The organism is uncultured Acidaminococcus sp. (assembly GCA_900538365.1).
Taxonomy (GTDB): domain Bacteria; phylum Bacillota; class Negativicutes; order Acidaminococcales; family Acidaminococcaceae; genus Acidaminococcus.
In genome coordinates this window covers 1-22,134 of the sequence record UPXT01000022.1, presented here as the reverse complement: position 1 = coordinate 22,134, position 22,134 = coordinate 1, and the positions used below count along the sequence as shown (strand labels likewise).

The following is a 22,134-nucleotide window of genomic DNA, read 5'->3' as shown; positions in this document are numbered from 1 at the left end:
CTTTTTAACCAAAAGCCTGTGACCTTTCAGCATCAGAAGGTTGCCAGGTCAAAAACGTGGAGACCCAGTTCCCGGGAAAGGACCTGCAGGATCTTTTCACCGCCGACGGAGTTTCCTTTTTTATTGAGCATCGGCCCAAAGGTGCCAATGCCCACGCCCTTTCGGGAAATGGCCACGATGCCGCCGCCGACACCACTCTTGCTGGGCAGTCCGACTTTAACTGCATATTCGCCCGATTCATCGTACATGCCGCAGAGCATCATGAGGGTCGTCACAATCCGTACAATAGTGGGATCAATCAGCTGCTCACCCGTATCAGGATCGACACCGTGATTGGAAAGGACCATACCGTAACGGGCAAGGTCCTTGGCCGTCACCATGACAGAGCACATGCGGAAATAAATATCGAGGATATCTTCCGGTTCCCCATCAAGGACATTGTCACTCTTTAGAAGAAAAGCAATGGAACGGTTCCGCGTCCCCGTCCGTTTTTCAGACCGATAGACCTCTTCATTAAGGCTGATGCGGGGATTGCTGCAGACCTTGCGAACAAGTTCCAGGAAGCTGCCGAAGGGATCTTCCGTTTCCACACAGCTTGCCGTAACGATAGCACCCGCGTTGATCATAGGATTGAAAGGACGCCAATCCTTTAGTTCCAGCTGCAGGATGCTGTCAAAGCGATCCCCCGTCGGCTCCATGCCAATTTTACTGAAGACTTTATCGTAGCCTGCCGTCTGGAGCGCCAGGATAAGGGAGAACGTCTTGGAAATGCTCTGCATGGTGAAGGGGATGTTGTAATCCCCTGCCTTATAGATGGTCCCATCTTTTTTCATGAGGCAGACGCCAAGATTGGACGAATCGGCCTTGGCAAGTTCCGGGATGTAGCTTGCCACCTTGCCCTCATAAAGGACGTTGCGTCCTTTTTCAAGGGCCATTTCCAAAATGGATTGTACATCAGCTGCCATAGTGTGTAACCCCTTTCTCAATGAAATTATTTCCAGAAGTCGAGTTCCTCGGGGTCCATCCCGATGGATTCCGCTTTAAAGACAGGATCAAGACCCTGCGCTTTTTGCTTTTCGTAGTCCTTGTAGGCCTTGATGACAACGCCGGATAGAGCAACACAAGCCGGCAAGTTGATAAGTGTCATACCGCCCATGGTGATATCGGCAAGGCTCCAAGCCGCCGTCATAGGAATGATGGCCCCAATAAAGACAATGAGGATAGCATAGATGTGGAACCCTCTCATAAAGGACGGGCTCGGCATCTTCTTACCGTTCAGGTACGCAAGTCCATTTTCACAATAATAGATATTGCCGATGAGGGTCGTAAAGGAGAAAATCAGCATGGCCACAGTAATAAAGAGCGGTCCAAAATGTCCCAGCTCGCTGAAAAGGGAGTTTTGTACCCAAACCGCACCGGCTGTTTCCTTGGTCGGGACCACACCGGAAACAAAGCACATGAAAGCCGTGGCATTGCAGAGGATGATGGTATCGATATAGACTGTAAGCATCTGCACAAGACCCTGTTTGACCGGATGGGACACGATGGCGGAAGCAGCGGCATTTGGTGCGGACCCGACACCTGATTCATTGGAATACAGGCCGCGTTTGATGCCCATGACAAGGCAGCTACCTGCTACACCGCTGAGGATAGCCTTGAAGTTGAACGCATCTTCGAGGATCATGGCAATGACATGGGGAATCATGCCAATATTCATGACAAGGACGATGGCCGTTACGACGACATAGGCCACACCCATGAAGGGCACGAGGATACTGGCCGCCTTTTCGATCCGTTTGGCACCGCCCATGACACAGGCCCCGCACAAGATGGCAAGGATGGCTCCGATGATGGCAGGCGTCACACTGGGATCATAGAAACTGTAGACAGAGAAGGTGGACTGTACATTGTAGGAGCAGACAAGGTTAAAACCAAAGGAATAGGTCAGGAGCAGGAAGACAACAAAGGCCGTGGCAAGGGTCTTGTTGTGGAGGGCATCTTCAATGTAATAAGCCGGTCCGCCATAGCTTGTCCCATCGGAATTTTTCCGCTTGTAAATCTGGGCCAAGGTACATTCCACAAAAGATGACGCAGCCCCAATAAGGGCCATGACGGTCATCCAGAAAACGGCACCGGGGCCGCCGAGGCAGATTGCCGTGGAAATGCCGATGATGTTGCCCGTTCCAACGCAGGCAGCCGAGGAAACCATCAGCGCTTGGAAGGGGCTCGTCCCTTTTTCGTCCGTTGGCTTTGCCATGACAAGGCGCATGCCTTCAGGGAGCCGGTGGATCTGAACAAAGCCCATGCGGAGGCTGAAATAAAGGCCGGCCGCAGCCATGACCACAAGCAGGATGGGGTAATAGAGGACACTGTCGATTGCATCTAGGATTTCTACCATGTTCGCACTTCCTTTTTATTGTTTTGACAATAGTTCGAATATTTTCATTTCTATTATAATGAAAATAAAGGGACCAGCGATAATTGGAATGCTGCATATGGGGTATTGCATTTATAAATGGCCCTCATGAAAACATCTTTCGCCCTCATTCCTATGGTATAATACCTATATCACTGCATCGGAATCAATGAGTAAAGGAAATCACCATGGATACAAATAATTTACGCTATTTTGCCGCCGTCGCCAAATATGGTTCCATTACCCAAGCAGCCAAAGCGGCCTATATTTCCCAGCCCCAGCTGAGCCATATCATCCGCCAGCTGGAAAAAGAAATGGGACTCACCCTTTTCCGCCGAACCAGCCACGGGACAAAACTTACTGTCGACGGTCAGCGTATCCTCCTCCACTGTCAGGTCATCCTCAAGGAAATGGACCGTCTCCAGAACATGGTGAATGCCCACCGCATCGAAAAAAGCTGCCTTAACGTAAGCATGACCCGCTTTTCCCATACAGCAGAATGCTACAACGAGATTTGCCGCCGCTATCAGGACATCGACAGTTTTACGGGCCGGCTTTGTGAAGGGGCTACCCTCGATGTCGTCCAGGACGTAAAGGAAAACCGCTCCAACATCGGCATTCTCCATATGGCCGGAAAAGAGGCGGACGATCTTGCCAAGAACTTTGAGGAGCAGGGTCTTATCTATGAGCCCCTTGCCACCTTTCGGCCTTACGTCTGCCTTTCCTCAGAACATGAACTCATCCGCACTGTTGGACGTCACGGCATCGACATCCGGGAACTCATCGACTACGGCTTTGTCCGCTATATTGGCCAGTATGAGGATTTTATCTACCATCTGACCACGGAATCAGGCCCCATTGACCTGAACAATGCCCGCAAGATCATCTACGTCAATGACCGTCAGGAACAGATGCGGCTCCTGTCGCGGACCAATTTCTTTACAGTGGGCATCATGGAATTCCGGGACCAAGATTCCCTCTACGGAGTCATCTCCGTGCCGCTCCTTGGCTGCGAGGAACGGTTTCGCTTTGGTGCCATCCGAAAAAAGGAGACCAAGCCATCCCAGATGGAGCAGGATTTTCTCGACCTTGTGTCCACCCGCTTCAAAAGAATGGAAATGGCGGACATCGACTGACCTTGAAAAAGGACTGGAAAAGAAGGATTTCCCTTCTTTTCCAGTCCTTTTTTGCGGCTCTGATCAGAGCCGTACCAGTTTGGCATCAACGATGCCGTCAAGGTTCCGTACAATCTCAAGGGTTGTCCCATCGACCGCACTGTCAACGGTGAGCATCATCATGGCCGTCCCTTCTTTTTTCTTGCGGCTGACCTGCATGGTCGCAATGTTGACGTGACCGGCGCCCAGAAGGGTTCCTATCTGACCGATCATCCCCGGTTTATCATCATTGCGGGCAAAAATCATATAAGGTGCCGGGACCGTATCGAACTGATAGCCTTCGACTTCCGTAATATGGGGCTGATTATCCGGCGTCACCATTCCAGCTGCCGTAAAGCTTTCCTTACCGGCCCCGATGCGGACAGCCACTCGGTTCATGCGGCCCTCCCCCTTGACCTTGCCTTCTGTTACGGTAATGCCCCGCGTTTCAGCAGCCAGTTCAGCATTGACCATATTGACCCGTTCCCGCAGGACCGGTGTCAGGAGACCTTGAAGGATGCTGCGGGTCACCATCTGCGTCTCCTGCTGGGCCGCGGCTCCTTCATAAACAATCTCCAGCCGTTCCACTGGTGCTTTTTTCAATTGGTAGTAGAGTTTTCCCAAAGCATCTCCCAAGGCAAGGAAGCCCCGCAAATCTTCCAGTTCCGTTGCCGCAATGGCAGGAAGGTTTACAGCATTGGGAACCATCTTGCCGCTGAGGACATTGATGACTTCCTCGGCTATGGCAAGGCCCACCTTATCCTGGGCTTCAAAAGTGCTGGCTCCAAGGTGGGGCGTTACAACGCATTGAGGCATCCCGATGAGGGGAGAAATGGGTTTGGGTTCATCTACCACAACGTCAAGCCCGACGCTTGCTACGATCCCAGCCTTCACCGCTTCGGCAAGGTCCTGTTCATTGTAGAGTCCGCCGCGGGCACAGTTGACGACGCGGACGCCTTTCTTGCATTTCTTCCATTCAGCCGCGCCCAGCATATTGACCGTCTCTTCCGTCTTAGGCGTGTGGATGGTGATGACATCCGCTTCTTTCAGCAAATCATCCAGGGTCTCACATTTTTCCACACCAAGGCGCTGAAAACGGGAGTCAGGAATATAAGGATCATAGGCAATGACGCGCATATCAAAAGCATGCATACGCTTTGTAACAAGGGCCCCGATGCGGCCAAGACCAATGATGCCAAGCGTTTTATGATAAAGTTCGCTTCCTTTGAGGTCCTTGCGTTCCCAGATGCCCTCTTCAAGCATCTTGTTGGCCCGGACCGTATTGCGGCAGCTTGCAAGCAGGAGGCCGATCGTGTGTTCAGCAGCCGAAATGATATTGGCTTCCGGCGTATTGACTACAATGATGCCCCGTTTGGTGGCACCGTCAAGGTCGATATTATCCACGCCATTGCCGGCCCGGCCAACCACCTTGAGTTTTTTTGCCGCATCATACAGCTCCTCGTTGACCTTTGTTACACTGCGGACAATGAGGGCATCATAGTCCCCAATGACCCTTAGGAGATTCTCCCGCTTGATATCAAAATCAACAGTCACATCGAGGGTCTTCTCGGCCTTTAGGCAGGCCACCCCCTTATCCGAAATCCGTTCCGCTACGAGTACTTTTTGTTTTTCCATGATCCTTCCTCCTCACGGCCCCCGTAAAAAGAAAACTCCCATCCCTGCGACAACAATCGCCAAGGACGGGAGAAGCTCTCACGTGGTGCCACCTTGTTTTGCCCAATGGGCCTTCAAGCGGGGTAACGGCCGCGCTGCCCGGATAGGTTCTTTCCCCATCGTTTCCGGAGCGGATTCCAGGGCTCACCCTGCCGCGTTCCACCTTACTGCGGCTCTCTTGGAGGATGAGGGGCCTGTACTATTCTCCTTCATCAATAATTTTAATGATATAGATTAAATGTTTTGAACTTTATGCCCTGTATTTTAGTTTTTTTCGTTTTGTTTGTCAAGGGCATTTGAAAATTTTTCTGCTCGGGCAAGATGGTCCTTCAAGATCTTGGAACGCTGGGATACGGCATCCAAGGCAGAAGCCGCATCGGCTATTTTTTTCTGGGCCCGCTCCACGGCAAGGTCAAAGCTTTCCATATCCTGTTGGATCCGGACCACAAAACGCCAGACCTCACTCGTCTTTTTCTCCACCATGAGGGTCCTAAAGCCCATGAGCAGGCTATTGATGAGTGCGGCAAGCGTCGTCGGACCGGCTACGGTCACACGATATTTCTGCTGCAGTTCCGACAGCAGGCCGGGCACAGAGGTCACTTCCGCAAAGAGCCCTTCAAGGGGCAGATAGAGGATGCCAAAATCCGTTGAGTACGGCGGGGCAATATATTTATCCCGAATATCCCGGGCTTCCTGCTTCACCCGAGCCGCCAATCCTTTTAAAGCCTGCTGCGCAGCTTCCTCATCGCCTGTTTCACGGGCTTCCAAAAGACGCAGGTAATCTTCTTGGGGCAGCTTTGCATCAATAGGAAGCCAGACAGGTGTTTTTCCATCCTTCCCGGGAAGACAGATGGCAAATTCCACTCGTTCCTGGCTCCTTGGCCGGATGGCTACATTCGTTCCGTACTGATCCGGGGCCAGCATATCGCTAAGCAGGCGCGCCAACTGCATTTCACCCCAAATGCCGCGATTTTTGACATTCCCCATAACCTTCTTAAGATCCCCCACATTCTGGGAAAGGCTCTGGAGCGTTCCCAGGCTGCGGCTCACCTGCTGAAGCCGGTCGCTGACAACACTCATGGACAGGGTCACCTTCTGATCGAGGCTCGAACGCAGCTGTTCTGCATTCTGCCGGGCCACCTCGGCCTCGTAGGCATCCCGTTCCCGAAGCGAGCGCTGCATCTGGAAGAGCAGGATAATGGTAAAAAGGAGGGCGCCCAACAAGAGGGCGAGAAGGATCAATTCCATATCAGTGCGTCCCTTTCTTCAGTTTTTGAGGCGGGACAGCTGTCAGCCACTGCCGATCCGCTTCACCAGGGCGAAATAGCTTCGCGTCAAACCACGTATAATAAAAGCGCTGGCTGGGGACAATGCCGTAGCCGTCCTGCAGATGATCGGTCGTGTCATAGGGATCGGCCATGATCAGGACATCGTTGGCCCCCTTGTCATCCCCAAGGGAATCAAACCCGATGATGACGCGCCAATGGCCGCCCCAATCCACGTTTTCCACCATAATGGGAATGCCTTGGGAAAGGTTCTGCTTCACAAATGCCGCAAAGGCCTCATAGGTTTCCGGGGCTCCGTCCATAAGGGAAGAATGGACCGTCCAGCCCATACCGGCAAAATAACGCACCATTCCTTTTGTCGTTGTTCCTACGTCCTCCATTCCCCACGGATGCGTTTCCATGATGCGGGCGATTTCCATTTCGCTGTGGGGCGCCTTGCCGAGAAAATATTCAGCTACCGTAAGTGCCGCTGCCGGCCCGCAGGTATATTCCGTTTCCTGCTGATGCGTCCTGTAGTGGGAAAGGAGAAGCAATGAGCCATGGGACTTCATCCGATAAAAATCAGGATGAACATAATAGGGGGAATCCGTTTGATCGAATTGATGGAGGTAGGCAGCTGGACCGCCTCCGTCTTTTTTAAGGGCTTCCGTAAGGTCCGGGGCGGCAAAAGCCGCCGTACTTCCCACGGTAAGGACAAAAGTCAAAAGCAGCGCTGCTGGATGCAGACATGTCATGATAGATCGCCTTCTTTCCAATAATCAAACTTTTGTTTGTAAATTCTTTTTTATTATAACAAGTTTTTTTGTTTTTGAAAGCCCCCTGCCTCTTTCCTACTCTACAAAACAATAAAAGAGTGATATACTAATTCTTAATTAATCAATCAATTAATTATTGGAAGGGAAGATGGCCATGAAAAAACGGGATCCCGGCCTTACGATCAAGGCCCTTATTACGGCGGCGGAAGTGTTGTTTACACAAAAAGGATACTATCCCGTCACCATCAAGGAACTGGGAGAAAAGGCTGGCTGCAGTCCTGCCCTTATTTCCTATTATTTCGGGGGCAAAAAGGACCTATACCGTGCTGTCGTGGACCGGCAGCTCGCAATCATCGATGACCTCAAGCAGGAAACAAAGGAGACTTCTCTTGATTCCCTGCAAAAAATCCATTATTTCCTGAAGGCCCTGCTCCGCACCCAACTTGATCCATCAGGACACCTTGATCTTTGCTACAAGGAACTCATCATGCCCTCAGGGCTTCTTGACGACACGGTTTGGCAGAGGATCCTTTCCATGGAAAGCTATTTGGGATCCCTTTTCCAGACGGCCGCCGAGGAAGGTCTCCTGAAAGCATTTTCCGATGAAAGGACGCTTTTCCATATCATCTTTACGGTAGAATCCATTACTGAAACCCTCTACCTCGTCAAAGACCGGTCAACGCCCCTTAATCCCGATCAAAGGCCAGCAGAAGAAATCCTCGATGAACTCATCGATTTTGTCATTACGCCCATGAAAAGAGCAGAAAGGAGTCCCCAGCCATGAATCAGCTCAAAGCCTATTTGGTCCATCATAGAAAACAGATTGCCCTGATTGCCGCACTTTTGTTGCTCATCCTTTTGGGGCGCGCCCTCTACCAGATCTTTTTCCCACCCAAGTCCGTCAAGACCATTCCTTATGTAAGGACCATAACGGTCGGTACGGATGAAACGAGCGGGACCTACACCTATCCAGGCACGGTTCGGGGCAAATATGAATCCGTCCTTTCCTTCCAGGTAAACGGCCGCATCACCAAACGTCTCGTAAACCTTGGTGATACGGTAAAAGCCGGAGACGTCCTCATGACCATCGATCCCAAAGATGTAAGGGAAAAGGTCCGGAATGCCGAAGCAGCCGTAAACGCCGCCGCCAGCCGAGCCAAGCTTGCCCGCGAAAATGCCCGCCGCTACGAAGCCCTCTATAATGAAGGGGCCGTCAGTGCCTCCTTATGGGACCAGTATCGGACCGAAGAAGAAGCCGCCAGTGCCGCTCTTTCCCAGGCATCAGCCAGCCTCCAAACGGCCCAGAACCAGCTCAGCTACACAGAACTTACGGCCGATCATGACGGTGTCGTGGCCGCCCTTTCCGGCGAAGTGGGTCAAGTCGCCGCAGCGGGAAGCCCTATGGCAACCGTAATCCAGGACGGACAGCGGGAAGTTGAGATCTACGTTCCCGAAAGTCGCCTTGCTTCCATGGCACCGGGAACTCCTGTTACGGTAACTTTCTGGGCCCTTCATAACGAAGAAGCAGCGGGTACGGTCCGTTACATCTCCCCCATGGCAGACCCGGCTACAAAGACCTACAAGGTCCGGGTTTCCCTCACGCAAATGCCTCAAGGGGCGCAGCTCGGCATGACCGCAAAAGTGGCTTTGATAAAAAAAGGTACAGCCGCCCTCATGATTCCCCGTTCCGCCCTTTATGAAGCTGCCGGGAAGACCGGCGTCTGGGTTGTCACAGATGGCCGCGTCTTTCTGCATCCTGTCACCTTGGGCAGTTACGAAGATGACACGGTTACGATTACCGATGGTCTGACAGAAGGAGACCGCATCGTCACAGGCGGTATCAGCAAACTCAAGGAAGGGATGGAAGTCAAAGTGGAAGGAAGTGACACCTGATGAACCTCAATCTATCCCGTTGGTGCGTCAAGCACCGGCAAGTCGTCTATTTCTTTACGGTCCTCATCTTCCTTGCCGGCATCTTTTCCTTCCGCAGCTTGGGCCGCAGTGAGGACCCGAACTTTGTCGTCCGCCAGATGGTCATTTCCGCGGCCTGGCCTGGGGCCACGGCAGATGAAATGCAGGAACTTGTGACAAGCAAGCTGGACAAAATGGTCCAAGCCACACCGGACATCGACTATATCACGAGCTATTCCCGCCCCGGTGTTTCGGTCGTAAACGTCATCCTAAAGGAACAGGTCCCCAACAGCGAAGTCCGCAAGCATTGGCTGGAAGTCCGCAATTATGTCAACGATCATCAGTCAGAACTGCCGGACGGCATCTATGGTCCTTACTTCGATGATCGTTTTGACGACGTCTACGGCAATATCTACGCCCTCACATCGGACAGCTTTTCCAAGGAAGACCTGCGCGTCAAGGCCGAAGAACTAAAGCGCCAGTTTTACACGGTTCCCGATGTATCCAAGGTAGAACTCATTGGCGAGCAGCCCATGAATATCTACGTCCGCATGTCCAATACCAAACTTGCCGAACTGGGTCTTTCCCTTGACAGCGTCACCAGTGCCATCCGCGGTGAAACAGCCATGGCAGCCACAGGAACGATCGATGCCAAAGGGGACAATGTCCAGATCCGGGTTACAGGCATGACAAAGGCCCTTGATGAGATCCGCGGCATCCTTATTACACAGGGCGGACGAACCTTCCGTTTGGGGGATATTGCCAGCGTAACCCAGGAATACCCTGACCCGCCTGAACCCAAGATGTATGCCAACGGCAAAGAAGCCATCGGCATCGCCATTTCCATGAAAGATGGCGGCAATAATATCACCCTGGGCCATAACTTGGAAAAACTGACAGCAAAAATGAAAGCAGAACTGCCCTTGGGGATGGATCTTTCCCAAGTCGCCAACCAGCCCAAGGTCGTCGAGGATTCCATCAGTGAGTTTACGGAAGGGCTCTATGAAGCCATCCTTATCGTCCTTGTAGTGAGCCTCTTTTCCATGGGGCGCCAATGCGGCTATGTCATTTCCGTCTGCATTCCCCTTGTCCTTATGGGCTCCTTTGTAGGGATGTACCTCATGGGAATCGACCTGCATAAGATATCCCTAGGGGCCCTTATCATCTCCCTTGGGATGCTCGTCGATGACGCGATCGTCGTCGTCGAGCTCATGGAGGTCAAGATGAGCGAAGGCATGGACCGCCTTGATGCAGCCACCTACGCCTTTAAGACAAATGGCATGACTCTTTGCTTTGGAACCATGATCACCTGTGCCAGTTTTCTTCCGATTGCCTTTGCCAATTCAAATGTATCGGAATTTGCGGGCTCCCTGTTTCCGGTCATCACCATTACCCTCATGTTTTCCTGGTTTGTATCCCAGACGGTGGCCCCGACCTTGGGCTACGAATGGATCAGGCCCAAAATCATCGAACAGGAAAGCTACGATACACCCTTTTATAACCGTTTCCGTCATCTCATCGATCTGTGTCTGAGCCATCGCAAGATGGTCATCATCGGGTCCCTCGCCTGCCTGCTGGGGTCCATGGGTCTTCTCACCCTCGTCAAACAGGAATTCTTTCCCGAATCGGTGCGGCCTGAGGTCATTACAGAACTTCACCTTCCCGAAGGCGCCGGCATCAAGGAAAGTGACCGCGCCATGAATACCCTCATGAAAGCCATCGACGGCGATCCCGATGTCGATCACTATTCTGCCTATATCGGCAAAAGTTCGCCCCGTTTCATTCTCGTGCTGAATCCAGTCCAGCCCCGTGACAACTATGCCCAGCTCGTCACGGTCGCAAAGGACGTCAAGGCTCGGGAACGCATTGCCAAAAAGATTGACACGATCATCAAAAAGGAACTGCCGGAAGTAACGGCTTACTCCAAGTCGATTCCTCTCGGACCGCCGAAGGATTATCCCGTCATGTTCCGTGTTTCCGCGCCGACAGCGGACCTATGCCGCACCTATGCAGCTAAGGTCCGAGATGAAATGGAAAAGAACCCCAACGTCACGATGACCATCTTCGACTGGATGGAAAAGGCCCCAGCGGTCAAGATTGAAATCGATAATGACCGTCTCAAGCAATTGGGCCTGACAAGAAGCACGGTAGCCAGTGTCCTGTACGCCAATGTCTCCGGATATGCCTTCGCCGAGTATTATGATGGTGACCAAATCCGGCCCCTCGTCTTCCAGCTTGACAAAAAGGACCGCAATTCCTTAAGCGACATGGAAGCCATCACCATTCCAACTGCGTCGGGCTCCATTCCGCTCTCGCAGGTGGCCCGCATCACACCGACTATGGAAAACAACATGATTTGGCGCCGCAACCTGCAGCCCACCATCACCATCGGTGCTGATGTCGGCAAAGGGGTTACGGGAAACGACGTTGCAAAAACCATCTGGAAAGATATGAAAGGGCTGAGGGAAAGCCTCCCGCCGGGCGTTACCATTGCCATCGATGGCCCGCTTGAAAGCAGCACACAGGCCACACAGTACCTCCTGGGGCCAATCCCTGGCATGCTCGTCCTCATGCTGATTCTTCTCATGTTCCAAATGAAGGATATCCGCAAGCTCTTTGTCATCCTTGCAACGGCGCCCCTGTGCATCACGGGGATTGCCTTAGGGCTGCTCCTTTTCAATGCGCCCATGGGCGTTATGGCAGAAGTAGGTTCCTTTGCCCTTATTGGCACAGTCATCCGTAACTCCATGGTCATCATCCAGCAGATCGATCTTCATGAAGCGTCAGGCATGACGCCTTACGAAGCCGTTGTCGAAGCCTCCCTGGTGCGCTTCCGCCCCATCATGCTGGCCGCACTCACAACTATCCTGGGTCTTGTCCCGATGTTTGCCAGTCCCTTCTGGAACGCCATGGCCATTGCCATGGCCTGCGGCCTTACAGGGGCTACGGCGCTCACTCTGCTCTTTTTGCCGACGCTCTATTGCACAGTCTTTAGGATTACATCCACTCGGAGCAAAAATCACTCTGATTTGATGTAGCACGTAAGCCCCTTGCTTTAAAAAGGATCGATATGAGGCAAGGGGCTCATGCCGTATCGTACGATAGACCGTCTCACAATTTACGATAGTTGACGCCTGGGCGCTTCCCCTCCTAACCACGTGTCGTCACCTCCAGCGCCCAGCTCATCAGGCAAGAAGCTAAGGGAATAAAAACCTTGAGACTGTATAACCATTGTGTTGTCAAAGTCGCGGTTCTTGCCAATAACGTAATAAACCCATAATGAATAAACAAACGCGAGCCTGCGGAGAAATGTTTTCATTTTTTCGCAGGCTCTTTTTTCATAGAGGAATCTATACTGTCCATGGGACAATCGGAATGGGGTCAAAGAGCATGGAACCGCTCATTTTTTTTTCGCGGTCCCTTTTCTTTATCCCATGCTACAATAGGGGCAGAACATGAAAGGAGCGTTTCCTATGTCCTCTCTTGACCAAAACCGAAACCAGGCCCTTTTTGAAGAAGCCTCGGTGCCAAAAGCCCTTGCGGCCATGGCCATTCCAACCATCATCAGTCAGCTCATTACCCTCATCTATAATCTTGCCGACGCCTTTTTTGTCGGTCGTACGGGCAATCCCTATATGATTGCCGCCGTCTCCCTGGTCTTTCCCGTCTTTGCCATTACAGTCGCCTTGAGTAACCTTTTTGGTGTCGGCGGCGGCAGTCTCATGTCCCGCTGTCTTGGTGAGGGGGACGAAAAAAGCGCCCGTCAGGTGAGCGCCTTTTCCCTTTATGGGAGCCTCGCAGGGGCCCTTCTCTTTTCTCTCACTCTCTATTTCCTGCGCCGCCCCATCCTGCTTCTTTTAGGCGCATCTCCTGCCACCTACGCTTATACGGAGACCTACCTCTTTCTGGTTGTCACCTTAGGCACCCTTCCGACCGTCCTATCAGGTACCCTGGCCCAGCTCTTCCGGAGCGTCGGCTTTGCCCAAAAAGCAAGTTTCGGTCTTTCCTTAGGGGCCGTACTCAATATCATCCTTGATCCCCTCTTCATGTTCGTTCTCCTTCCTCAAGGCGAAGAACTGACAGGAGCAGCCCTTGCCACACTCCTTTCAAATCTGGTTTCCCTGGGCTATTTTCTCTTATCCCTCGTAAAAAGCGTAAAGAAAAGCTGCCTTGCCTATACCTTTCCTGAAGGATTGCCGAGCAAAGAAAAGATCCATTCCGTCCTTTCCGTGGGCTTTCCCTCGGCCCTTACGAACCTGCTTTTTGATACATCAAACCTCTTTTTGAACCACCTCATGGCGGGTTTTGGCGACGCGCCCCTGGCGGCCCTAGGCATCGTCATGAAGGCCGAACGGATTCCCCTTAATACGGGCCTTGGCATCTGCCAAGGCATGCTGCCCCTTGTGGCCTATCATTATGGTGCCAGGAAATTCACACGCATGAAGGCGTTCATCAAGACGGCCCGCCGCGCAGGACTTTTCTTTTCGCTTCTTTGTGTACTCTTTTATGAGCTCGCCGCGGCCCCTATTGCAGGCCTTTTTATTGCAGCAAGACCAGAAAGTGCCCTCGGCCTTGAGACCCTGGCATTAGGGGCCCTCTTCCTACGTTTCCGCTGCCTGGCCTCGCCCTTTGCCTTCCTCAATTTCCACATCACCTTTTCCCTTCAGGCCCTGGGAGACGGCAGGACAACCCTTCTTGTGGCGGCCCTGCGCCAAGCCATCATCTACATTCCCTTGATGCATGTCATGGGCGCTTACTTCGGCTATATAGGCCTTATTGAAAGCCAGACAGCAGCAGAAATCGTAACCTTTCTCCTCGCCGGATGGATCTTTAGTAAGCGCCTTGCAGCCATAAAAGAAAAGCCCCAGTCCTAAAGGAGACTGGGGAACAGGATCTTTGCGGCAGAATATAGAAGCAGGGCCGCAATCATCAAGGAGACAGGCTTTTCGTGAGCTTTGAAGAAGCGGTCCAAGAGGGAGCCGGCCAAGGCCCAAGTAAAATTGGCCGCACTGCACATGAGGTTCATAACCATGCCCAGAAGAAAGGTCCGCATCGGGCTGTAGCCCCCGGGGAGCAGAAAAGAAGTATAGCCCACCATCATGAATAGGGCGACCTTGACATTGGTCCAGTTCAGGAGCAAGGCGGAGAAAAAAAGTCGTTTGGAATCGATGGCCTTTTTCTTTTCCCCTCCGTTTTTCATGAAAAGGCGCATCGTCAGGTACACAAGATAGACAGCGCCCAAGATGCGCAGGGGAAGATCCACCAAAGGCAGGACATCTTCCAAGGCATGGATGAATAGATAGATGAACGTACACATAGAAAAGAGACTGACATGAAGCCCCAGCAAAAAGGGCAGGGCGCCGCGGAAGGTCCGTTCCCGGCTCTGGGCAAGGCTCATGAGATTATTGGGACCGGGAGTAAAGCTCATGACAAAACAAAAAGATAGGTAGGCCGCAAGATCCATAGCAAGGCTCCTTTCCAAAAATGCTGATAAGTTCCATTGTAGACGGAAAAGAGTCAAAAGGGCAAGAAAAACTTTTTAGATCCTGAAAAAGCAGCAGACATGGGCCAAAGGGTATACGGATCCCCAATTTTTCACGGAAAATCCCGCAGGATATGGTACAATGGCAAAATAAGGACAAAAAAGGGAGGTCGATCATCATGAGTGACACAAAAAAGTCGGCAAAGGGCCCTGCCCTCCGGAAAGAACATGATTCTATGGGGGAAATCCTCGTCCCCAGCGATAAATATTGGGGTGCCCAGACGCAGCGCAGTTTTGAGAACTTCCGCATTGGCACGGAAAAGATGCCGCCTGAAGTGATTGCTGCCTTTGCCATCCTCAAAAAATCAGCAGCTCAGGCAAACTGCGAGCTGGGAACGCTCTCTAAGGAAAAAGCCGCACTCATTGAAAAAGCCTGCGAGGAAATCCTTAAGGGCAAGCTCGACGGCAACTTCCCTCTTGCGGTCTGGCAAACCGGAAGCGGCACCCAGAGCAATATGAACGTCAACGAAGTCATTGCCCACAGGGGAAATGAGCTTGCCAAAAAGACTTGCCTCCACCCTAATGATGACGTCAACAAATCCCAAAGCTCAAATGACACCTTCCCGACAGCCATGCACATTGCTGCCATAAAGGGCATCGAAGAACATCTTTTCCCCCGCCTTGACGCGCTTATCAAGGCTTTCAAGGACCTTGAAAAGAAACATCGGGGTATTGTCACAACAGGGCGGACCCATCTCCAGGATGCGGTTCCCATTGCCTTTTCCCAGGAAATCTCGGGCTGGCGGACCATGCTTGAACGCAGCCGCGCTGAACTCAAGGCCTCGGAAAAAGGGCTCCTTGAGCTGGCGCTAGGGGGAACAGCCGTAGGGACAGGGCTTAATGCACCAAAAGGCTTTGACCGGACCGTTGCCGCCTATGTCGCCCACAATACGGGGTATGCCTTTAAAACCGCTCCCAATAAATTCCATGCCCTCACGAGCCTTGATGACCTTGTTTTCAGCCATGGCGCCCTCAAGGCCCTAGCCGCCAATCTCATGAAGATTGCCAATGACGTGCGCTGGCTGGCCAGCGGACCCCGGGACGGACTTGGCGAAATCACCATTCCCGCCAATGAACCGGGCTCTTCCATCATGCCGGGCAAGGTCAACCCCACCCAGTGCGAAGCCGTGACCATGGTTGCCGTCCAGATCATGGGCAATGATGCAGCCATTGGTTTTGCCGCATCTCAAGGGAACTTCCAGCTGAATGTCTTCCTTCCAGTTACAATCTATAACTTCCTCCAGTCCGTGCGGCTCTTGGGAGACGCCATGGAATCATTCCGCATCCACTGCGTCATCGGCATCAAGGCCAATCAAGCTAAAATGAAGGAAAATCTCCACCGTTCCCTCATGCTGGTTACGGCCCTGACACCCTATATCGGCTATGAAAAGGCGGCGGAAGTCGCCAAACTGGCTCACAAAAAGGAGCTCTCCCTCAAGGAGGCCATCCTCGAATTGGGCTACATGACGGAAAGGGACTTTGATGCCCATTTCCACCCAGAAAAGATGGTGTAAGATGACAAAGCGCTGTGAAATCATCATTCGTGTCGTTGATAAGAAAGGGGAGGCTCCCTGCCACCACGGCCACGTAAAGGGCATGGAACTGTCCTGGGACCATGACCGGGGCCGCCTGTGCCCCATGGCCCAGCATGTTCTGTTTCCCTATATCGATATTCTCCGCTACGGCGGCACCCTTCCCGGCATGAAGGGAAACCGCTTCAAAGTTGCCTGCCCTGATGCTGATGTCATCAACATCTTTGAAATTGAGATACGAACCAATCCTTCCCCACAAAAAAGTAACTGAACGGGGCTGCTCCTTTGGGGAGCCCCCTTTCATTAGGTCCCGCCTACAAGCCTTTTCTTTAAGTCATCAAGGCCAGTTGTACGATAGGTTACACTTTTATTGGTAAAAAATATATTTTAGTATTGTCATTTAAATTTTTCTTGATTTTTGTCTTTTTCCATGATACTATCTGAACCATAATTTCAAAGCAAGACATGCATTGAAGGGAAAGAGTACGTTTTAGGAAAACCTCCAGAGAGCTGCCGGTTGGTGTGAGGCAGCGGCGGACCAAAGCCGAACTGATCCCAGAGCTGCTTTTCTGAACCCACCGCTGGAAGTAAGGGGAGCCGGATCCTGACCGTTATCAATCAGGGCGGTATCGATGGCAGTCCATCCGTACCGACTAAGGGCACACCAAAGAGTGTGAAGTAGAGTGGTACCGCGCAAGACACTAGATCTTTCGTCTCTCACAAAGAGAGGAAAGATCTTTTTTTATTGCCTATGAAGGAGGAAATCAAGATGAAACATACAGAAGCGTACAAGAAGGGCTACTTTATGCCCCCTACTGTCGATCTGAGCTGGGCCATGGCCGACGCACCCAAAAAGGCCCCTATCTGGTGCAGCGTGGACCTGCGCGACGGCAACCAGGCCCTTGTTATTCCCATGAACCTGGAAGAAAAGGTCCGCTTCTACAAGGCCCTTGTTACCATGGGGTTCAAGGAAATTGAAGTCGGGTTTCCTGCCGCGTCAGAAACGGAATATGAGTTCCTCCGTTATTTGGTTGACCATGATCTCATTCCTGATGATGTAACGGTTCAGGTCCTCACCCAGGCCCGGGAACACATCATCAAGAAAACCTTTGAAGCCCTGAAAGGCGTCAAAAACGCCATCGTCCACGTCTACAACTCGACGAGTGTCGCGCAAAGGGAGCAGGTCTTCCACAAATCAAAGGAAGAAATCAAGGAAATTGCCATCAATGGGGCGCGCCTTTTGCAGCGCCTCACGGAAGAAGCCCACGCGTCCTACCGCTTTGAATATTCACCGGAAAGCTTTACGGGGACGGAACCAGAATATGCCTTGGAAGTCTGCAACGCTGTTCTGGACGTGTGGAAACCGAAACCGGACCGGAAAGTCATCATCAACCTGCCGTCGACGGTGCAGATGTCCATGCCCCATGTCTTTGCCGCCCAAGTAGCCTATCTTTCCCAGAACCTTTCCTACCGCGATGCTGTCGTCCTTTCCGTCCATCCCCACAATGACCGCGGCACGGGGGTTGCCGATGCGGAAATGGCCATGCTTGCCGGCGCGGACCGCGTAGAAGGAACCCTCTTTGGCAACGGCGAACGGACCGGCAATGCAGACATCGTCACCATCGGCATGAACCTCTACGCCTTGGGCATCGATCCGCAGCTTGATTTTTCCAATATGCCGGAACTTGTAAAGACCTATGAGGAAGTGACGCGCATGCATGTCAATGAACGTCAGCCCTACGCCGGAAAGCTCGTATTTGCTGCTTTCTCCGGCTCCCACCAGGATGCCATTGCCAAGGGCATGAAATATCGTCAGGACCACAATGACCCATACTGGACCTGCCCGTACCTTTATATCAATCCCCACGATGTGGGCCGCACCTATGATGCCGATGTCATCCGCATCAACAGCCAAAGCGGCAAGGGCGGCGTCGCCTATATCATGGAAACGGCCTATGGCATCGATATGCCAAGGGCCATGCGGGAAGACTTCAGCTACTTTGTAAAAGACGTTTCCGATCATAAGCACCAAGAACTGAAGCCAGATGAAATCTTCAACCTCTTTAAGGATCATTACGTCAACAAGAACCTTCCCATCGAACTGCGGGACACGCTCTTGCGTAAGAAGGACGGCAAATGGCAGGGCAAGATCCTCGTCCGGGCTGCAGGCCGCGATGTAATCCTCGAGGGCAGCGGCAATGGACAGCTCGACGCTGTAAAGGATGCCCTCTGCCGGGCCTTCTGCTTTACCGTGACGGACCTTACGTACAGTGAACACGACCTGGATCGGGTCGCTGAATCGCGGGGCATTGCCTACTTTGGCATTACAGACGGAAATGGCGTCACAACCTGGGGTGCCGGCGTCGACACGGATACGATGACAGCCTCCATCAAAGCCTTCATCAGTGCCCTGAACCGCCGCAAAGACGCCAAGGACCATGTCTACGGCGCTGGCCTCATCTCCTCCGAAGAGGCAGTCACTGCCTTCCACCAAGCATCCAGTGCCCGTTAAGTTTTGGATAAAAGAAAGGAAGCATGCACAATGGGAATGACCATGACACAAAAAATCCTCGCCAAACACGCAGGAAAGGACTTTGTCAAACCGGGTGACCTCATCACCTGCCGTCTCGACCGTGTCCTTGCCAACGATATTACAGCCCCGCCAGCCATCAAGGAATTTGAAAAAATCGGGCGCCCCGTCTTTGATAAGGACCGCATTGTCCTTGTCCCGGATCACTTCATCCCCAACAAGGACATCAAATCCGCCGGCCTTGCTAAAATTGTCCGTGACTTTGCCAAAGCCCACCATATCACCCATTATTATGAAACGGGACGAGCCGGCATCGAACACGTCATCCTGCCAGAAAAGGGCATAGTAGGACCGGGCATGCTCACCATCGGTGCCGACTCCCACACCTGCACATACGGCGCCCTGGGCGGCTTTGCTACCGGTGTTGGGTCAACGGACCTAGGCAGTGCCATGGCAACGGGCACGTGCTGGTTCAAGGTCCCGGAAGCCATCAAAGTCGTCATTACAGGAAAAAAACCGACTGATATTACGGGGAAGGATGTCATGCTGACCCTCATCGGCATGATTGGCGTCGACGGCGCCCTCTACCAGTCCCTGGAATTTACGGGCGACGGGATTGCCGAACTTTCCATGACCGACCGCTTTACCATCGCTAATATGGCCATTGAAGCGGGCGCCAAAAATGGCATCTTCCCTGTCGACGAAAAGACCAAGGCCTACGAACAAGGCCTCGTCGAAAACTATGAAATTGTTACGGCCGACAGCGACGCCGTCTATAAACGGACCGTTACCATCGATTTGACAGCACTCACCCCAGTCGTTGCCTTCCCCCATCTGCCGGGAAACACCAAAGCCATTGGCACCTTCGGGGACATTCCCATCGACCAAGTCGTCATCGGCTCCTGCACGAACGGTCGTCTGGAAGACCTTGCCATTGCAGCCAAGATCTTTGAAGGCCGCGCTGTCCATCCTGATGTGCGCTGCATCGTCATCCCCGGCAGCCAAGAAGTCTACAAGGAAGCCATGAAAAAAGGCTTCATCGATACCTTCATCGACGCCGGCTGCGTTGTTTCGACGCCGACCTGCGGTCCTTGCCTGGGCGGCTACATGGGCATCCTTGCCGCCGGTGAACGCTGCGTATCGACGACAAACCGCAATTTCCGAGGCCGCATGGGCCACGTGGACAGTGAAGTCTATCTTGCAGGGCCGCAAACAGCAGCAGCCAGCGCGATCTTAGGAAAGATTGCCGCCCCAAAGGAGGTCAAATAAGATGAAATACGAAGGAAAAACCTGGACCTATGGAGACAATATCGATACGGACGTCATCATTCCCGCCCGCTACCTCAATTCCTTTGATCCCAAGGAACTGGCCTCCCACTGTATGATCGACATTGACGACAGCTTTGCCAAAGAGGTAAAGGCCGGCGATATCATGGTCGGCGGCTGGAACTTTGGCTGCGGTTCTTCCCGTGAGCATGCCCCTATTGCCATCAAGGCATCGGGCGTGCCCGTCATCATTGCGGCAAGCTTTGCCCGGATCTTTTACCGCAATGCCATCAACGTCGGCCTTCCCGTCCTGGAAATCGGCGACGAGGTCAAAAAGATTCGAAAAGGAGACATCCTGAGCGTCGATATCAGTACGGGTACCATCGCCGATAAAACCACAGGCGACACCTTCAAGGCGCCGCCCCTGCCGGACTTCATCCAAGCCATTGCCTCAGCCGGTGGGCTCATTGCCTATGTAAAGGAGCATGCCTAATGGAAAAAAAGATTGTTGTTATCCCTGGTGACGGCATTGGCAGCGAAATTACGGACGCCGCTGTAAAAGTCCTCAAAAAGGTTGCGTCCATCTATCATCTGGACCTTTCCTTTACGCAAAAGATAGCCGGTGGAACAGCCTATGATGCCTGTGGGGATCCCCTTCCCAAGGAAACCGTGGAAGCCGCCCAAAACGCTGATGCTGTTCTTTTTGGTGCTGTGGGCGGCGACAAATGGGATCATGTGGATCCCCTCAAACGGCCGGAAAAAGCTGTTCTTGGCCTGCGTAAGGCCCTGGGACTTTATGTCAACCTGCGTCCCGTCCAGGTCTCGCCGGTCCTTGCCCCCTATTCACCCTTGAAGCCCGATATCGTTACAGGAACGGACATCCTCATCGTCCGTGAACTGATTGGCGGCATCTATTTTGGTGATCGCTGCGAATCGGAAATCCATAACGGTGTGGAACGAGCCTGGGACCTTGAAAACTACAGTGTCCCCGAAGTGGAGCGCATCAGCCGCGTTGCCTTCAAGGCGGCCGAGGGCCGCCGCAAAAAGGTCACGAGTGTCGATAAGAGCAACGTCCTTGCCACAAGCCGGCTCTGGCGCCGCACGGTCACAAAGGAACACGAAGCCTATCCCGATGTGACGCTGAACCATATGTACGTTGATAACTGTGCCATGCAGCTGGCAGCCCGGCCCACCCAGTTTGACGTCATCGTGACGAGCAACCTCTTTGGTGATATCCTAAGCGATGAGGCAGCCGTATTGGGCGGCTCCATCGGGATGATGCCGTCGGCCTCAGTCGGTGAAAAGACAAGCCTCTTTGAACCAATCCACGGATCGGCTCCCGATATTGCCGGTCAAGGAATCGCCAACCCCTGTGCCGCGATTCTTTCCGCAGCCATGCTGCTCCGTTATGCCTTAGGAGAAGCAGCGGCCGCCCAAGCCGTTGAAAAAGCCGTCGACGCGGCGCTCCTTGACGGCTGGCGGACAGCGGACCTCTGCAAGGATGGCTTCAAGAAAGCAGATACGGACACCATGACAGGCGTCATTTTGGACCAGATTGTCTAAAAGTCAAAAGAAGGCAGGAACAAACTACGTTCCTGCCTTCTTTTTTGCTTTATTCAGCCTGCTGTTTAGGTGTTGCAGCCGTTGTTACATCAGCTGCAGGCAGCGTGCCCTGACCCGGTTTCAAGATCATCATGCCGCCCATCAAAAGAACCGTCAGCAGAAGGAATACGATAAGATCCCTGCAATCACGTGCCATGCGCCGTCCTCCCTTTCCTAGTAAAATAATAGATATTATACACCAACGGGGCGGTCCTGTTGCCAAAAATTGGTTTCTGCCATCAAAAATTCACAGTTCTTTCCATGAGGACACATGGACTTCCTTGCCCTTTTTCACTTCTAATCCGGAAAAAACCAAAGGCCTCTATCTACCCCGTTTTTCCTATCCAGGAGCATAACTGAAAAAAAACGAACCTCCTGCCGATAGGCAAGAGGTTCGCAGTCCTTTTCAAATGGTGATCCACCCGGGATTCGAACCCGGGACACCCTGATTAAAAGTCAGGTGCTC

At 52.6% G+C, this 22,134-nt stretch carries 18 protein-coding genes and 1 other annotated feature; of the genes, 11 read left to right on the top strand and 7 right to left on the bottom strand.

The annotated features are described in order from the left end of the window. Positions 1-32: 32 nt before the first annotated feature. Both glsA and QZQ08_RS05795 read right to left on the bottom strand, forming a co-directional pair. The gene (gene glsA, locus QZQ08_RS05800) at positions 33-965 is read right to left on the bottom strand and encodes a glutaminase A (RefSeq protein WP_296329263.1); all 933 of its coding nucleotides are present in this window, start codon (positions 963-965) and stop codon (positions 33-35) included. A gap of 26 nt (positions 966-991) precedes the next feature. Continuing rightward, on the bottom strand, positions 992-2,398 hold the full coding sequence (locus QZQ08_RS05795) for a sodium:alanine symporter family protein (RefSeq protein ID WP_296329260.1): 1,407 nt from the start codon (positions 2,396-2,398) through the stop codon (positions 992-994). Positions 2,399-2,604: 206 nt separating this feature from the next. Between QZQ08_RS05795 and QZQ08_RS05790 the strand changes: the two genes are divergently transcribed. Beyond that, positions 2,605-3,552, top strand: a complete 948-nt coding sequence (locus tag QZQ08_RS05790; RefSeq protein WP_296329256.1) for a LysR family transcriptional regulator — start codon at positions 2,605-2,607, stop codon at positions 3,550-3,552. Positions 3,553-3,615: 63 nt separating this feature from the next. On the opposite strand, the gene serA is transcribed toward QZQ08_RS05790, so the two are convergent. The 3 genes from serA to QZQ08_RS05775 all read right to left on the bottom strand — a co-directional run bounded on the left by serA (position 3,616) and on the right by QZQ08_RS05775 (position 7,264). Then, entirely contained in the window at positions 3,616-5,205 is a 1,590-nt protein-coding gene (gene serA / locus QZQ08_RS05785; protein WP_296329253.1) for a phosphoglycerate dehydrogenase, read from the bottom strand. Positions 5,206-5,508: 303 nt separating this feature from the next. Then, complete coding sequence (locus QZQ08_RS05780) at positions 5,509-6,492, bottom strand: DNA recombination protein RmuC (RefSeq protein WP_296329251.1); 984 nt, start codon at positions 6,490-6,492, stop codon at positions 5,509-5,511. Between the two features lies 1 nt (position 6,493). Continuing rightward, positions 6,494-7,264 (bottom strand): C39 family peptidase, encoded by a 771-nt coding sequence (locus tag QZQ08_RS05775; RefSeq protein WP_296329249.1) that lies wholly within the window; start codon positions 7,262-7,264, stop codon positions 6,494-6,496. Positions 7,265-7,439: 175 nt separating this feature from the next. Between QZQ08_RS05775 and QZQ08_RS05770 the strand changes: the two genes are divergently transcribed. From QZQ08_RS05770 to QZQ08_RS05755, 4 genes are all read left to right on the top strand, one after another. Then, positions 7,440-8,069 carry a TetR/AcrR family transcriptional regulator gene (locus QZQ08_RS05770; protein WP_296329246.1) on the top strand — a complete coding sequence of 210 codons (630 nt, stop codon included), beginning with the start codon at positions 7,440-7,442 and terminating at the stop codon, positions 8,067-8,069. Then, entirely contained in the window at positions 8,066-9,178 is a 1,113-nt protein-coding gene (locus QZQ08_RS05765; RefSeq protein ID WP_296329243.1) for an efflux RND transporter periplasmic adaptor subunit, read from the top strand. Before QZQ08_RS05770 ends, QZQ08_RS05765 begins: the two co-directional genes overlap by 4 nt. Continuing rightward, complete coding sequence (locus QZQ08_RS05760; RefSeq protein WP_296329240.1) at positions 9,178-12,234, top strand: efflux RND transporter permease subunit; 3,057 nt, start codon at positions 9,178-9,180, stop codon at positions 12,232-12,234. The genes QZQ08_RS05765 and QZQ08_RS05760 overlap by 1 nt, the downstream gene beginning before the upstream one ends. 435 nt (positions 12,235-12,669) lie before the next feature. After that, entirely contained in the window at positions 12,670-14,070 is a 1,401-nt protein-coding gene (locus tag QZQ08_RS05755) for an MATE family efflux transporter (RefSeq protein WP_296329238.1), read from the top strand. On the opposite strand, the gene QZQ08_RS05750 is transcribed toward QZQ08_RS05755, so the two are convergent. After that, positions 14,067-14,660, bottom strand: a complete 594-nt coding sequence (locus QZQ08_RS05750) for a LysE family translocator (protein ID WP_296329236.1) — start codon at positions 14,658-14,660, stop codon at positions 14,067-14,069. The genes QZQ08_RS05755 and QZQ08_RS05750 overlap by 4 nt on opposite strands. Before the next feature lie 197 nt (positions 14,661-14,857). On the opposite strand from QZQ08_RS05750, the gene fumC reads away from it, so the two are divergent. From fumC to leuB, 6 genes are all read left to right on the top strand, one after another. After that, positions 14,858-16,252, top strand: a complete 1,395-nt coding sequence (fumC, locus tag QZQ08_RS05745; protein WP_296329231.1) for a class II fumarate hydratase — start codon at positions 14,858-14,860, stop codon at positions 16,250-16,252. A 1-nt stretch (position 16,253) separates the two neighbouring features. Further along, complete coding sequence (locus QZQ08_RS05740) at positions 16,254-16,541, top strand: TIGR04076 family protein (RefSeq protein WP_296329226.1); 288 nt, start codon at positions 16,254-16,256, stop codon at positions 16,539-16,541. A gap of 190 nt (positions 16,542-16,731) precedes the next feature. Continuing rightward, positions 16,732-16,991: a binding site (T-box leader), on the top strand. Between the two features lie 48 nt (positions 16,992-17,039). Next, positions 17,040-18,782 carry a 2-isopropylmalate synthase gene (locus QZQ08_RS05735; protein ID WP_296329224.1) on the top strand — a complete coding sequence of 581 codons (1,743 nt, stop codon included), beginning with the start codon at positions 17,040-17,042 and terminating at the stop codon, positions 18,780-18,782. A 30-nt stretch (positions 18,783-18,812) separates the two neighbouring features. Beyond that, on the top strand, positions 18,813-20,069 hold the full coding sequence (gene leuC / locus QZQ08_RS05730; protein ID WP_297898693.1) for a 3-isopropylmalate dehydratase large subunit: 1,257 nt from the start codon (positions 18,813-18,815) through the stop codon (positions 20,067-20,069). Position 20,070: 1 nt separating this feature from the next. Next, positions 20,071-20,559, top strand: coding sequence for a 3-isopropylmalate dehydratase small subunit (locus QZQ08_RS05725; protein WP_296329217.1), 489 nt, complete (start codon positions 20,071-20,073; stop codon positions 20,557-20,559). Then, positions 20,559-21,629, top strand: a complete 1,071-nt coding sequence (gene leuB / locus QZQ08_RS05720; RefSeq protein ID WP_296329214.1) for a 3-isopropylmalate dehydrogenase — start codon at positions 20,559-20,561, stop codon at positions 21,627-21,629. Before QZQ08_RS05725 ends, leuB begins: the two co-directional genes overlap by 1 nt. Before the next feature lie 49 nt (positions 21,630-21,678). Here the strand turns inward: leuB and QZQ08_RS05715 are convergent, their stop codons facing one another. Beyond that, the gene (locus tag QZQ08_RS05715; protein WP_296329213.1) at positions 21,679-21,825 is read right to left on the bottom strand and encodes a hypothetical protein; all 147 of its coding nucleotides are present in this window, start codon (positions 21,823-21,825) and stop codon (positions 21,679-21,681) included. Between the last annotated feature and the right edge of the window lie 309 nt (positions 21,826-22,134).

Coding starts and splice junctions, on each gene's coding strand:
- glsA (WP_296329263.1), bottom strand. CDS start 965: ATGGCAGCTGATGTACAATCCATTTTGGAAATGGCCCTTGAAAAAGGA.
- QZQ08_RS05795 (WP_296329260.1), bottom strand. CDS start 2,398: ATGGTAGAAATCCTAGATGCAATCGACAGTGTCCTCTATTACCCCATC.
- QZQ08_RS05790 (WP_296329256.1), top strand. CDS start 2,605: ATGGATACAAATAATTTACGCTATTTTGCCGCCGTCGCCAAATATGGT.
- serA (WP_296329253.1), bottom strand. CDS start 5,205: ATGGAAAAACAAAAAGTACTCGTAGCGGAACGGATTTCGGATAAGGGG.
- QZQ08_RS05780 (WP_296329251.1), bottom strand. CDS start 6,492: ATGGAATTGATCCTTCTCGCCCTCTTGTTGGGCGCCCTCCTTTTTACC.
- QZQ08_RS05775 (WP_296329249.1), bottom strand. CDS start 7,264: ATGACATGTCTGCATCCAGCAGCGCTGCTTTTGACTTTTGTCCTTACC.
- QZQ08_RS05770 (WP_296329246.1), top strand. CDS start 7,440: ATGAAAAAACGGGATCCCGGCCTTACGATCAAGGCCCTTATTACGGCG.
- QZQ08_RS05765 (WP_296329243.1), top strand. CDS start 8,066: ATGAATCAGCTCAAAGCCTATTTGGTCCATCATAGAAAACAGATTGCC.
- QZQ08_RS05760 (WP_296329240.1), top strand. CDS start 9,178: ATGAACCTCAATCTATCCCGTTGGTGCGTCAAGCACCGGCAAGTCGTC.
- QZQ08_RS05755 (WP_296329238.1), top strand. CDS start 12,670: ATGTCCTCTCTTGACCAAAACCGAAACCAGGCCCTTTTTGAAGAAGCC.
- QZQ08_RS05750 (WP_296329236.1), bottom strand. CDS start 14,660: ATGGATCTTGCGGCCTACCTATCTTTTTGTTTTGTCATGAGCTTTACT.
- fumC (WP_296329231.1), top strand. CDS start 14,858: ATGAGTGACACAAAAAAGTCGGCAAAGGGCCCTGCCCTCCGGAAAGAA.
- QZQ08_RS05740 (WP_296329226.1), top strand. CDS start 16,254: ATGACAAAGCGCTGTGAAATCATCATTCGTGTCGTTGATAAGAAAGGG.
- QZQ08_RS05735 (WP_296329224.1), top strand. CDS start 17,040: ATGAAACATACAGAAGCGTACAAGAAGGGCTACTTTATGCCCCCTACT.
- leuC (WP_297898693.1), top strand. CDS start 18,813: ATGGGAATGACCATGACACAAAAAATCCTCGCCAAACACGCAGGAAAG.
- QZQ08_RS05725 (WP_296329217.1), top strand. CDS start 20,071: ATGAAATACGAAGGAAAAACCTGGACCTATGGAGACAATATCGATACG.
- leuB (WP_296329214.1), top strand. CDS start 20,559: ATGGAAAAAAAGATTGTTGTTATCCCTGGTGACGGCATTGGCAGCGAA.
- QZQ08_RS05715 (WP_296329213.1), bottom strand. CDS start 21,825: ATGGCACGTGATTGCAGGGATCTTATCGTATTCCTTCTGCTGACGGTT.